This window comes from Paraglaciecola sp. IT1134 (assembly GCF_058068185.1).
Map to the genome: position 1 here is coordinate 3932861 of NZ_CM176486.1, position 12418 is coordinate 3945278.

Annotated in this window: 13 protein-coding genes; 6 read left to right on the forward strand and 7 right to left on the reverse strand. The window is 47.4% G+C overall.

Features of this window, described 5'->3' with window-relative positions; translation table 11 throughout:
• Positions 1–420: 420 nt before the first annotated feature.
• Entirely contained in the window at positions 421–882 is a 462-nt protein-coding gene (locus tag AC3RV5_RS17225) for a CreA family protein (protein ID WP_489728818.1), read from the forward strand.
• A 671-nt stretch (positions 883–1553) separates the two neighbouring features.
• Here the strand turns inward: AC3RV5_RS17225 and AC3RV5_RS17230 are convergent.
• Together AC3RV5_RS17230 and AC3RV5_RS17235 are read right to left on the reverse strand one after the other, a co-directional pair.
• Complete coding sequence (locus AC3RV5_RS17230) at positions 1554–2582, reverse strand: general secretion pathway protein GspB (RefSeq protein ID WP_489728819.1); 1029 nt, start codon at positions 2580–2582, stop codon at positions 1554–1556.
• Entirely contained in the window at positions 2575–3486 is a 912-nt protein-coding gene (locus AC3RV5_RS17235; protein WP_489728820.1) for an ExeA family protein, read from the reverse strand. Before AC3RV5_RS17235 ends, AC3RV5_RS17230 begins: the two co-directional genes overlap by 8 nt.
• A 193-nt stretch (positions 3487–3679) precedes the next feature.
• On the opposite strand from AC3RV5_RS17235, the gene AC3RV5_RS17240 reads away from it, so the two are divergent.
• The 3 genes from AC3RV5_RS17240 (at position 3680) to srmB (ending at position 7055) form a co-directional block, all read left to right on the forward strand.
• Entirely contained in the window at positions 3680–4897 is a 1218-nt protein-coding gene (locus AC3RV5_RS17240; RefSeq protein ID WP_489728821.1) for a multifunctional CCA addition/repair protein, read from the forward strand.
• Between the two features lie 92 nt (positions 4898–4989).
• Positions 4990–5643, forward strand: a complete 654-nt coding sequence (locus AC3RV5_RS17245) for a dUTP diphosphatase (RefSeq protein WP_489728822.1) — start codon at positions 4990–4992, stop codon at positions 5641–5643.
• A gap of 167 nt (positions 5644–5810) precedes the next feature.
• Complete coding sequence (srmB, locus tag AC3RV5_RS17250; RefSeq protein ID WP_489728823.1) at positions 5811–7055, forward strand: ATP-dependent RNA helicase SrmB; 1245 nt, start codon at positions 5811–5813, stop codon at positions 7053–7055.
• Positions 7056–7205: 150 nt separating this feature from the next.
• Here the strand turns inward: srmB and AC3RV5_RS17255 are convergent, their stop codons facing one another.
• The 4 genes from AC3RV5_RS17255 to AC3RV5_RS17270 all read right to left on the reverse strand — a co-directional run bounded on the left by AC3RV5_RS17255 (position 7206) and on the right by AC3RV5_RS17270 (position 9469).
• Positions 7206–8000 carry a DUF3108 domain-containing protein gene (locus AC3RV5_RS17255; RefSeq protein ID WP_489728824.1) on the reverse strand — a complete coding sequence of 265 codons (795 nt, stop codon included), beginning with the start codon at positions 7998–8000 and terminating at the stop codon, positions 7206–7208.
• Between the two features lie 101 nt (positions 8001–8101).
• The gene (locus AC3RV5_RS17260) at positions 8102–8701 is read right to left on the reverse strand and encodes an LNS2 domain-containing protein (protein WP_489728825.1); all 600 of its coding nucleotides are present in this window, start codon (positions 8699–8701) and stop codon (positions 8102–8104) included.
• Positions 8702–9035: 334 nt separating this feature from the next.
• Positions 9036–9257 carry an energy transducer TonB gene (locus AC3RV5_RS17265; RefSeq protein ID WP_489728826.1) on the reverse strand — a complete coding sequence of 74 codons (222 nt, stop codon included), beginning with the start codon at positions 9255–9257 and terminating at the stop codon, positions 9036–9038.
• Entirely contained in the window at positions 9221–9469 is a 249-nt protein-coding gene (locus AC3RV5_RS17270; protein ID WP_489728827.1) for a hypothetical protein, read from the reverse strand. Before AC3RV5_RS17270 ends, AC3RV5_RS17265 begins: the two co-directional genes overlap by 37 nt.
• Before the next feature lie 123 nt (positions 9470–9592).
• Between AC3RV5_RS17270 and AC3RV5_RS17275 the strand changes: the two genes are divergently transcribed.
• Both AC3RV5_RS17275 and hemW read left to right on the forward strand, forming a co-directional pair.
• Positions 9593–10195 (forward strand): XTP/dITP diphosphatase, encoded by a 603-nt coding sequence (locus AC3RV5_RS17275; RefSeq protein ID WP_489728828.1) that lies wholly within the window; start codon positions 9593–9595, stop codon positions 10193–10195.
• A 34-nt stretch (positions 10196–10229) separates the two neighbouring features.
• Positions 10230–11390 (forward strand): radical SAM family heme chaperone HemW, encoded by a 1161-nt coding sequence (gene hemW, locus AC3RV5_RS17280; RefSeq protein ID WP_489732196.1) that lies wholly within the window; start codon positions 10230–10232, stop codon positions 11388–11390.
• 153 nt (positions 11391–11543) lie between these two features.
• Here the strand turns inward: hemW and AC3RV5_RS17285 are convergent, their stop codons facing one another.
• Entirely contained in the window at positions 11544–12332 is a 789-nt protein-coding gene (locus AC3RV5_RS17285) for a YggN family protein (RefSeq protein ID WP_489732197.1), read from the reverse strand.
• Between the last annotated feature and the right edge of the window lie 86 nt (positions 12333–12418).

Genomic DNA, 12418 nt, shown 5'->3' on the forward strand with positions numbered 1-12418 from the left:
GTGCTAATAAACACCTGGAGTTAATCTATTTATGTGCCTATCTTGCCTCACACAGGCCCATACCGCCAAGAGTAAATTGGTTCTTAACCAGAACAACTTTCTCAGTTATATTATGCGTCTCTAGATTGCACACAAATTTACTGACCATAGCTTGGGGCCCTTCCCGCCAGTATGTATGGGATTGGCAAAATATCGGCTCAGCCCTTGCTGGCCAGCCCCAAAAGAACATAGGTCAAAGGTTTGCTGGATATTCTCGAAAGAAAGCAAACCTCTCACAACGTAAAGTACCAACAGCATTGGCACTTTTGAGGATTTTAACAAAACAAAAAAAGCCCGTTATTAGGGGAAAAAAACACGGACAAGCGTTTTCCTTGGGAATACTTTACAATCGGCTCAAGTAATTTAAAGGCGAATAAACTCATGCAAAAACTCCTGCTGGTACTTACCACAGCTTTTACCCTTGCTGCTTGCGATTCTAACGAAGTTGGCGATGTTAGCCTGGGGATTTTCACTACCAAAGATATCAAGCTAAATATCTTGGTCGACCCTATCGTGACTGGCGTTACCTGTCATGTGGCAAGTATCGAAGCCAATTTGAGCTTTTCGGACCCTTCCGACAGCTCTATCGCGTGCCGCCAAACGGGTGAGATAACCCCGGAAATGATCGCCAAGGTCGACAAATCGCCCTCGGGTGATGTGGTGTTTAAAAAATCCAAAAGTGTATTTTTCAAAAGTATGAAAATACGCCGGATTTTCGATGAGCAGAGTCAGACGCTGATGTATGTGTCTTATTCAACCAAAGAAACATCAGGCAGCTTTAAACATAGTTTATCGACTGTGCCATTGTGGGGAACCAAAGCTTATGGGCAGACGAGTCCATAACGACGCTTAGTCTGATTATATGCAATTAACCGTTCCGGGCGATCGGTATAAAAAGCCTAGTACTCATTGATGCCGCTTCCCAGTGACTTGGGGGGCAATATTTTTGCATCTCAAAATTAGAAAGGTGTCGAGCTAAAAAGTCGGTTACCCCCACCCGCAGGTACGCCTGCATGCAACGTCCCAGGCGATCACACCGATGGCTAAAACGGCAAAGGCCAGAATGCTAAATTGCATGCAGGCGGCCCAAACGATACCCATCATGCCCCAGCATGAGGTAAAAAGTCGTGATGGAGGAATATAAAATTCCAGGTAACTAGCCACATAGTGCCCGAAATATCGACCCTGCTCAGTGCATTTGATAGTCCCAACAAATACCAGGGCTGAGTCTGTCCGCCCCGCTAATAACTCTCTAGACTTTGTAACGCTTTGCGCTTACCTAGCAAACCTATACCGATAATTTCTTAGGTTGCGGGTTTTCGGGGCTGGCAGCTTCGAGTAATACAAACCTGTTAGCAGCCCAAACCGTCTGCAATGGATTTAATACTGCTGTGAAAATAAAAAAGCATCGGAGCAATAAGTCAGCATAAAATGACCAAGGATCAGGGCCAAAAGTAATGAGATTTTACCCATTGAAGTATGTCTTCGCATATTGACCTGTGAACGGTATCGGCTCACCAATCGGTTAAAGCCGCCATGCTAAAGGTTTGACCGTCAAAATTTAAAATAACGTGCTGGGGTTCAATATTTTGGATCTTCACCTTAGCGTCAATCATATCTCCTTCAACCTTACGCACACCATTGACTCGCACCCAACGATCTTGCGCATTGGAAGCATACATATGAGCCGAAAACGCCATAGCCGGTAATTGGGTTAATACCCAGGCCGGCAGCTGGTCGATACGTGGCACATCGCTGGCGCTGTTAGGACGCGGCTCAAACCCGGTTTCAGGCTCACTGTCCACATCCTTGATAGCATTTTCAAAACGTTTGAGTAAATCACTGGAAATGCGTGGTGCCTGGGTGGTTTGCGTTGACGTTGGTGCTTGGCTCTCCTTGACCTGACTTACTTTGGGTTCAGTTACCACAGATTGTTTGGGTGCAGTTTTTTTGCTATCCGTCTCATCCTGGGAATTATCGCCCTGTGGGGCCGGGTTTGTGTCGACTTGGGCGTCAGGGGCCGTGGTCTTATCTGGAGTTGGCATTGCTTGGGGACCGGCAACCTCATCTTGGGTTGAAATCTGAGTGGGTACTTTAATAACGACGTTAGAGTGATTACCCGGTAACCATTGCTGGTAAGTCGCCCCTAACCAGCCGATCCCCAAACCACACGCCAGCACTAAGGCTCCGGTAATAAGACGTTTGGCGTAATACTGCCAAAGGGATGGTATTTGTGTTACCGAGGGCAAAAACAAACTACGAGTAAACTGCTCAGACAATGCATTATCAAGGCCGTGCACCGAGCGTTTATCACTTTGTAGCAATTGCTGGGTTGGCGACTTTTGCGCCACCGCCGGATCGATTTCCACGGTCTGAGCCGGATCGATCTCTAATTGCTGCACCCCCATTTCATTCAGGCCGCTAACCATCTCTTGGCTAGTGACCAAGCCAGATTTGCGTATCTTGATCGGGCCATTTTGCCGGGTAATCTTGACTATCACCATTCCCGGCAATAGATCGTCGATCTCAATTAACCTATCCATACCAACTCCCGGCGAGATAGCCCAGGACGATACCAGCGGCCAACAAAATCCCCAATAGCAGATTCCACTGTTTACCCCGACGCTGATACACCACATCAGCTCCGAGTATTTGCTCCGCGGCGGCATAAAAAATATGTTTTTGCACCACGGTTTGTTGTTTGGTAAAAGTCAGGGTCAGGGCCCGATCACACAATAAGTTGATCACCCTGGGTATGCCCCCTGTGATCTGATAAACAGCTTGTAAGGTTGCCTGACTAAAGATACTGGCGTCACCGTGGGCCACACTTAAACGGTGGGCGATGTAAGCCTTGACCTCACCGTCAGTTAACGGCAACAGGTGGTAACGGGCGGTGATCCGCTGGGCCAGTTGGCGCAGTTCGTTACGTTTAAGTAATTGCTGTAATTCAGGCTGGCCGATGAGCACTACCTTAAGCAGTTTTTCCCGGTTGGTTTCCAAGTTAGTCAACAAACGCAGTTGTTCCAGCACTTCAGGCAATAAATGTTGGGCTTCGTCAACGATCAATATGGTATTCAAACCGGCCTGATGATTACCGGCTAATTTGGCCAGGATCAAGTCCGTGAAGTATTTCAGACTGGGCCGATTATCGACGTAGGTTATACCTAACTCGTCGCAGATGCTGGCCAAAAGCTCGACCGCCGACAAGGTGGGGTTAAGGATCATCGCCACCTGGGTATTGTCCGGCAGCTGTTGTAATAGCTTGCGAGAAACCGTGGTTTTTCCTGTACCGACTTCGCCGGTTAACATCACAAAGCCGCCACTTTCACGCAAACCGAAGGTCAAATGAGCAAGAGCTTCTTTATGCCTGGGGCTCATATACAGATACGCAGGGTTAGGTGCTATGGAAAAGGGATTGTCCGATAATCCAAAATAATTTAGATACATGAGTCTAAGCTGGTTACCAGTAGGAGGATAAGCGGAAGATAAACTAACCAGTAAAAACCTGCTTGTCAAAGAGAACCAAAAGATTCTCTTCCCGGTTATGTGCCCATTCGATACGCGCTGTTTTGCGCGCCGGTTGTTTTGAAGGCAGACAAAATTCAGGCATACTGATGGCAACGAAACCAAAAAGAATATTATGCAAATTTATTTAGTGGGCGGCGCCGTGCGTGATGCCCTACTTAACAGACAGGTGAAAGACAAGGACTGGGTAGTTGTGGGCGCCACACCCGAGCAGATGCTTGCCTTGGGTTACCAGCAAGTTGGCAAAGACTTCCCCGTATTCCTGCATCCTAAAACCCAGCAGGAATATGCCCTGGCACGCACCGAACGTAAAAATGGCCAAGGTTATACCGGCTTTGCGTGCGACGCCTCGACCAGTGTCACCCTGGAGCAAGATCTTGCCCGCCGGGATCTGACCATCAACGCCATGGCCATGGACGACAAACACAATATTATCGATCCCTATAATGGCCAGCAGGACTTGAATAACAAAGTGTTGCGCCATGTATCCAACGCCTTTGTAGAGGATCCTTTACGGGTGTTGAGAGTCGCTCGTTTTGCCGCACGTTATGCAAGTTACGGCTTTACCATCGCCCCGGAAACTTTGGCCTTGATGGGTGAAATCAGCCAAAGTGGCGAATTAGCGCACCTAACAGCCGAGCGGGTCTGGCAAGAAACCGCCCGTAGTCTGGGGGAAGACCACCCGGAGGTCTATTTTGAAGTGTTGCGGTCCTGCAACGCGCTTAAGGTATGGTTCCCTGAACTGGATACATTATGGGGTGTGCCTAATCCTGCCAAGTGGCACCCTGAAATTGACACAGGCGTGCACACCATGCTGGTACTGCAACAAGCGGTGCTGTTATCTGACAAACTCACCGTGCGCTTCGCCGCACTGGTTCATGACTTGGGTAAAGGTAAAACCGATCCACAGTTGTGGCCCTCCCATCACGGCCATGAAAGAATGGGGCTGCAGCCCATTGTCGACTTGAGTGAACGTTTAAAGGTACCCAACGATTGCCGCGAGTTGGGGGTGATGGTCAGCGCCTACCATAGCCATATCCATCATGCATTTAAGCTTAAAGCCAGCACTATTATTGATATGTTTGATCGCTGTGACGTATGGCGAAAACCCCAACGATTTGCCGACTTGCTGCTCACTTGTACCGCAGATGCCAGGGGGCGCACCGGCTTTGAAGATGCCCCTTATCCGAATGCTGATTATATTTGGCAAGCTTACCTTACTGCCAAAGAGGTGGATGTTCGGGCTATTGTTAACGCCGGCTATCAGGGCCCACAAATAAAACAGCAACTTAGGCAAAATCGCATTCAGGCAATCCAGGCGAACATGGCATAATGACTTTAATCCCGCCAGCGCAACCAACAGCAGATGCGACTGGGCACCTATACCCAAGAGACTCCAACACTGGATCACGAACAAGGTTAACTATGTTATCAACTACCCAACTTAATACTATGCTGGCGCTGCAAGACGCCATGAATAAAAAAGTCAACCCACGGTGGCTCACGGCCAACTACGCTTATCTGCGCGCCGCCATGATTGAATCCGTGGAAGGCATAGAACATCACGGCTGGAAGTGGTGGAAAGCCCAGCACAAAGACCTACCTCAACTGCAGATGGAGCTGGTGGATATTTGGCACTTTGCCCTGTCGGCTATCATCATCCAGTTTGAAGGGCATATTGAACAGTCCGCCCAAACCATAGCAGCCCAACTGGCGTCCAAACGCAGTACACTTATCTTCGATGGTCAAAACTATGACTTTAGTCAGTTGGACATATTGGATAATCTGCAGTTAATGGCGGGTTTATGTGCCGCCAAACGTTTTGACGTGCCACTTTTCATGCAAATAGTTGAACAGGCACAGATGGATGCCAACGAGCTTTATCGCCAATATGTGGGCAAAAACGTGCTGAATTTCTTCCGCCAGGACAACGGTTACAAAGCCGGTAGCTACCAGAAAGTCTGGCATGGCCGGGAAGACAACGAACATTTGGTTGAGGTGTTGGAGTCGTTGGATATCGGCTTGGCCGATTATAGCGAGCAGGTTTACAGCGGATTACAAGAGCGCTACCCCGCATAAGCGGGCTGACCCCACTAAGGGTAACCGCTAAACTCCGCCAAAGTCAGCGTTGTATAGGGCCTTGGCGCTTAAACTTGCGATTTTTTGGCCACATTGGCAACAAGCTGTGCCTTTATGCCCTCGAGTCCTTTATAATTACGGCAACTTAGAGCGCTATAGAATTCCCCATGTTTGAGCAACTAGAATTAGACGATGAACTTTGCCGCGCAGTCGCGGAGTTGGGTTATACCGAACCGACCAGTATTCAACAATTAGTTATCCCGATAGCGATGGAAGGCAAAGACATTCTTGCGTCAGCCCCCACAGGCACGGGGAAAACCGCGGCATTTTTGTTGCCCGTATGCCAGTTTATCCTCGACTTTCCGCGTAGGGAGCCGGGATCGACGCGCATATTGATCCTCACCCCTACTCGTGAACTGGCGTTACAAGTGTATGAACAAGCCACGTTATTAAGCAAATACACCGACATAGTGTGTGGCGTCATCACCGGTGGTATTAACTATGGAACGGATCGTGAGACCCTGGAAAAAAGCCTGGATATACTGGTAGCCACACCTGGACGCCTGTATGAGCATATCGAACAGGAGAGTTTCGACTGTCGGGATATCGAATGCCTGATCCTGGATGAAGCGGATCGTATGTTGGACATGGGTTTTTCAGCCATAGTCAATCAGATATCCGCCGAAGCGCAATGGCGCAAACAAAGCATGTTGTTCTCAGCCACCCTTGAAGGCTCAGGCATTAATCGCTTTGCAAAAGATATTCTCAAAGAGCCGGTAGCACTGGAAGCCGTTCCCAGTCGCAAAGAGCAAGGGAAAATCCATCAATGGATCCATCTGGCCGACGACGTTAAACATAAATACGCCCTACTAAAACATATTCTGCAAAACCAGGTCGAATCCGCCGTGGTGTTTGTGAAGACCCGAGATCGCATCAACGAACTCAAACAGCTGCTCGATCGTGACGGCATTGAATGTTGCTGGTTGCAGGGGGAGATGCCCCAGGATAAACGCAATTTATCGATGTCCCGCTTTCGCTCGGGGGAAGTAAAAATCATGATCGCCACTGACGTGGCGGCCCGGGGCATAGATGTGGATAACATCAGCCACGTCATCAACTACGATATGCCGCGCACAGCCGATATCTATGTACATCGCATCGGCCGCACAGGCCGGGCGGGTAACAAGGGCACCGCTATCTCTCTGGTAGAAGCCCACGATGTCGGCATAATACCCAAAATCGAGCGTTATACCGAGCAGCCCATCAAACGTCGGGTGATAGCTGAGTTACGCCCAAATAACAAAGAAGCTAAACCACCCACCAAAAAGAAATTAACGGCCAGGGCGAAAAAAGTCGCCACAAAACCGGTTAAATCTAAAGTGAAAAAGCGTAAAAATCGCGCCAAGAAATAGCAGGCTGAAAATTGAACGTGCTGGATTGACGTTGTCAGATAAAAATATGGGGATCATAAAACCCCCAGTTTTTTCATTTGATCGACACTGAACATCGCTATCCTCAAGCAAGGAGCGCATAAACCTACATTTTTACTAATTTGACAGGACTCAGCAATTTATTTTCCATTTTTGGCTCTCTGATGTTTGATTTTTTTGGGTTATAATAGGGGACGCGATAATTAAGGTAGCCTGCTCGTCGCCATCTTTTTCCTGCATCACTTTTATAGGTATAAATTGATTATTGATAGCAAGCCAGAAACTGGTGCGCCGAGAACTATTTTGCCTTACTCGGGTATATTTAACGGTTTTAAATACACCCACTGGGGTGTTCACGTTTTCCAATCCTTGGAAAATAAAGCTATATTGTGAAAGTCGTTGATCATCATATACGGGAAATTGCAGATCTCTGTGCTCGCCTTTTTGCGCAATCAGTCGCAAATTTTCCACTACCAGTAGCGGATCGAACACCTCACCTGTAAAAAAATTTGACCAATCTTCTTTGCCATTGGATCCCCTTAGTTGAGAATTGCTGTGATCAAATTCCAGATGCAGTGTCTTTTTGTCTTTGAAGGTACGGTTGTCAATCTTGTCATAGGTAAGTGGCATCAAGCTGTCATTAGCAAACGAAAACTGGCTCCTTTCACAGGTTTTTATGGTGTAAAAAAACATAGAAGCTTCTGCTTGCATGGTCAATGCAAGTTTGCCATCAGCGCCCTGTGAAATTTGTCGCTGCGCGGTCCCTCGGCGTTTACCACTGCGAAATAGTTCGTATGACGCGAAGTAGTCACCGAATACTGCTGATCCATCAATAACTGGAGTCTTTGCCGGTTGGTTGCCTATAGTTTGCTCTGCATGTGTCAACAAACAAATCAACATGGCCAAAAGTAAGATCGCCGTTTTCATGTAAATAAGTCCCTATGTAAGACAGTCGAAGCGTTTTGCTGCAACAAAATACGTTATCCTGTTAGTCATCGCTTTCACAGCAAAATTGCAGGTTGTTTGTACTATGGATGAGAGACCTGGACATCTAATGCGGAGTTAGGGCTGGGTAACTGGGCAACAGAAGGCATTTGTTCAGACCATGAGTCCAAACATTTAGCCCATGGACCTGGCTGACATGATTTTTCCCCGGCACGTTTGACTGCGTAGATATTATCCTTGTTTATACCTGCGTCAGCGTAGGCTTTAAAATCTGTAGAAGAATCTCCGTAGGCCGCCGCAAGATCCCAGCCCTTTATCAGATAGCGCTCCAGGATCCGCTGTTTGAATGCAGAAAAGTCATCTCTATCAGCCGCTGATTGTGGAACATGCACGCTCCCACGGGGAAAACCGTTATCTTTGAGAAAGTCAGGTATATTGAACTGAAAAAATCTATTACGGGCACTAAGGTAGATAATTTTGTAGCCTTTGTCAGCATATAATCTTACAACATGGGCGGCATTATTTCGCGCTGTGTAAATACTAATATTTTTGGGGGTCAGGGTACCATCAATATCAAATACTACTGCGTGATCAGCTTTTTTGGATGCGACCTGCACCTCAGTAGGTTTTAAGCTGCAACTTGTGTTTAATAACACGAACAATAAGATGACAATATTTCGCATGGGATTTCCAAATACAACTAAAGCAATTATTATCGAGTTGGTCACTATCAAACCGCAGAATTCCGTTGCGTGCATGTCATTATCAACAACTTCAGTAAACTTTAAGAAATCTTTAAGCCTATCTTAAGATAGGCTCCATAATATGCCGCCATCGTTAAGGTCCGTGGCAAAGCATACATTCATTTAGTCTAGTCAGACCGGTATGTGGCCAGATTGGCCGCGAACAGCCAAAACCAGGCTGACTCCAAGGCGTTCCATTGGTTTTTAGCCCGTAAGTTGGCAGTTAATTCGCTGGCAAGGGGCAACTTCCCTTTATCTCATGCATCTTTGGCAACTATATAAATACTACGAAATATACGCCGCACGCCTTTGGCCGTCTCATGCATCTTAAAATCAAGTTGCACCTTTCACTGCATTGTTCAACGGCCTCACCATCCATAAAGGCCGGTTTGTATTGCCATTTTTTTATCACCCGAAAGGCCGCTTCTTCAAAACCGCTGATCCCGGACGAGTATTCTACTACCGGGTCAAACACAGCCCCATCTTTGCCGACCACAAACTTAACTGTACCCAGCCTTCGCTACCGGAACGGGCTAACGAAATAGGATAGGCGGGAGGTACACGTTTAATTGGTTTGGGCATCACCCCGAACTCGAGTAATTTGGAACTGGGAAGAGCAGTGCCTCCTGATATGGTTGCATCTTTTGCAGTGTTCTGGGCATTCATGCTTAACAATATGATATTTATTAAACTGAGGAGTTTATTCATGAAGCATCCTTGCTATCAATCGTCAGACCTTAACCTAAGAAATTTCACCAGTAAGTGCAATATCATTTTTACCCGCCAGAGGGTAAAATCCGCCTTCATTTATAGATGTAACGGGTAACTAAATTGACGAGCAAAATAGTATTAGCTACAGGCAATAAAGGTAAAGTCGCGGAGCTGGCCGAAATGTTAGCGCCCCTAGCCATGGATGTAGTGGCACAAAGCGAATTCAAGGTGCCCGATGTTGCCGAAACCGGCACAACTTTTGTAGAAAATGCCATCATTAAAGCCCGCCATGCCTCCTACATCACTGGTCTGGGGGCTATCGCCGATGATTCAGGTTTGGCAGTTGATGCCCTAGGCGGCGCCCCTGGAGTCTATTCCGCCCGTTTTGCAGGCCCAGATGCCACAGATAACGATAATATTCAAAAATTACTGGCAGAGTTGACGGGGATCCCAGCCCAACAACGTCAGGCGCGTTTCCTTTGTGTATTGGTGTATATGCGCCACGCTGAAGACCCGACTCCTATTATTTGTCAGGGTCAGTGGCGGGGGCGGATAACCGACAAAGTTATTGGTGAAAACGGTTTTGGTTACGATCCGGTGTTTTGGCTTGATCAGCACAAGTGCACCTCGGCTCAACTGAACCCCAAAGAGAAGAATTCCTTGAGCCATCGCGGCCAGGCACTAAGATTATTACTTGAGCAATTGGCAGCACAACGTGGATAATACGGCCCAAAACCACTCCTATAACGCGCCAAAAGTGCCGGGGTCCAGCCTATTAAAATTACCGCCCTTGTCGCTCTATATTCATATTCCCTGGTGTGTGCAAAAGTGCCCTTATTGCGATTTTAATTCCCACGGTCAAAAACAGGCTACCTTACCCGAAAGCGAATATGTCAGCCATTTACTGGATGATTTGGCTGCTGATGCGCCGTTGGTAGGCAAACGAGAAGTGCAGAGCATCTTTATTGGCGGCGGCACCCCGAGTTTGTTTTCCCCCAAGGCAATTGCCAGATTACTCACAGGTGTAGGCCAATTGGTCAATTTAAGCCTCAACGCAGAGATCACCCTGGAAGCGAATCCAGGCACGGTGGAAAGTGAACGCTTCAACGGTTTCAAAGACGCTGGCATCAATCGAATTTCCATAGGAGTACAAAGTTTTCAGCAGGATAAATTACAAAAATTGGGCCGCATACACGACGAAAATCAGGCGCTCAATGCGGCCGGCTACGCCAGAGGCGCCAAACTTAACAGCTTCAATCTGGATTTGATGCATGGATTACCGGAGCAATCTTTAGAAGATGCCATCTTCGACTTACAACAAGGCATAACACAAGCCCCCCCCCATTTATCCTGGTACCAGTTAACCATAGAGCCCAATACCCAGTTTCACTCCAAGCCACCCATCCTACCCGATGATGAAATACTGTGGGACATTCAGGATCAAGGCCATGAGTTATTACTCAGTGCCGGATACCGGCAATATGAGATATCTGCCTATAGCTTGCCTGGTCACCAGTGTCAGCACAATCTCAACTATTGGCGCTTTGGGGATTATTTAGGCATAGGCTGTGGGGCGCACGGCAAGCTGACCTCCCTGGATGACGACGCTATAATACGTACCGTCAAAGTTAAACATCCCAAGGGCTATATGGATTTCACCCGGCCTTATATGCACCAGCAAAACACTGTACTTAACGCCGAACTGCCCTTTGAGTTTTTTATGAACCGGTTGCGTTTATTGGAGCCCTGCCCAAAACAGGACTATCAGGATTTTACTGGCCTAGCCATCGATCAGCAGCTAACGGCCAAGCTGCAAATCGCCATGGATAAGGGTCTGTTAAGCGAAACTCTGAATCACTGGCAAGTGACTTTACTGGGACGGCGTTTTTTAAATAGCTTGCTGGAATTATTGGTTTAAAGCACGGGCGATCCTGCTTTGCACAAACTCATGGATTATAAATATCTATAGGACTAGGCAGTTAAAAATGGTCGTCATACTACCAGCGAGACAGCATTATTCCAAAGTGGCCTCTACATTTTGAGCTCACTTTGGTACAAACATAGCGTTTAGCTATTGCACTTGATGCTCTGGGGTAACGATAACGTTATAAGGGTGTAATTGGGGAATATCCCGGCGCAACTGCTCTTCTATTTTATCCAAGTGTTGAAACTGATTACAGAACCATTGGGCTTTGTGTTTCAGACTGTCGGCTTTGGGGCCAATTTGTGTTTCCATCTTGCCTCCCAAGTTTTCTATCCGACGGGCCAAGGAGGCAATTTTTTCATCTGTGCTGGCACTGTCAGATACCAAACCGCCAATAGCGGAGAGGATCCCGCCTAAGGAGGTGTTCATGGCTTCTTCAATCTGTTCCTCTAGCTCCCTGTCCACCAGATCATCCACATTTTCCAGAGTCCCCGGGCCCATATAGAAGTTATCGCCGGCATGAATAAACTTTTCTTTGATACGCATTTGCACCCGGTGCAAAGACGACTGCAGCTTATCGTAGCTGTCGTGCTCTTTACCGACTAAACCTGTGTAGACATGCTCTATGGTATCCACCGCCAGATCTACGCCTTCACTGGCAAGTAAAATCATTTTGGGCACCACACTATGCACGCCTTCTGCCAGCTGAGTTAATGCCTGTTGCTGTTTGGGTTCCAGTTCAATCCAGTTACCTTCGACCAATAATTGAGTGTTGTGATTGATTTGATAAACGGTACGGCTGTTGTCGATGACGCGAATTTGCTGGTCGTTGACCACCAGGCCATAGTTAAGCTCGACTTCACAGTTGAAATCCGCTCGGGCGACGGAGCTGACGGCCATGCCCACCAGTAAAACTAACCACCACAAAAAGCGCATAAAGTACCATTTAAACAATAACTAATCCTATTCTGGCGTTTCTTCACTGACAATTGAACCGATTTGGGACAAGTCTCTAAAAATTC

Bases quoted from the DNA above. Each gene is read 5' to 3' on its own strand.
- AC3RV5_RS17245 (WP_489728822.1), top strand. From the start codon at position 4,990: ATGTTATCAACTACCCAACTTAATACTATGCTGGCGCTGCAAGACGCC.
- AC3RV5_RS17240 (WP_489728821.1), top strand. From the start codon at position 3,680: ATGCAAATTTATTTAGTGGGCGGCGCCGTGCGTGATGCCCTACTTAAC.
- srmB (WP_489728823.1), top strand. From the start codon at position 5,811: ATGTTTGAGCAACTAGAATTAGACGATGAACTTTGCCGCGCAGTCGCG.
- AC3RV5_RS17260 (WP_489728825.1), bottom strand. From the start codon at position 8,701: ATGCGAAATATTGTCATCTTATTGTTCGTGTTATTAAACACAAGTTGC.
- AC3RV5_RS17285 (WP_489732197.1), bottom strand. From the start codon at position 12,332: ATGCGCTTTTTGTGGTGGTTAGTTTTACTGGTGGGCATGGCCGTCAGC.
- AC3RV5_RS17255 (WP_489728824.1), bottom strand. From the start codon at position 8,000: ATGAAAACGGCGATCTTACTTTTGGCCATGTTGATTTGTTTGTTGACA.
- AC3RV5_RS17235 (WP_489728820.1), bottom strand. From the start codon at position 3,486: ATGTATCTAAATTATTTTGGATTATCGGACAATCCCTTTTCCATAGCA.
- AC3RV5_RS17230 (WP_489728819.1), bottom strand. From the start codon at position 2,582: ATGGATAGGTTAATTGAGATCGACGATCTATTGCCGGGAATGGTGATA.
- AC3RV5_RS17270 (WP_489728827.1), bottom strand. From the start codon at position 9,469: ATGAATAAACTCCTCAGTTTAATAAATATCATATTGTTAAGCATGAAT.
- AC3RV5_RS17225 (WP_489728818.1), top strand. From the start codon at position 421: ATGCAAAAACTCCTGCTGGTACTTACCACAGCTTTTACCCTTGCTGCT.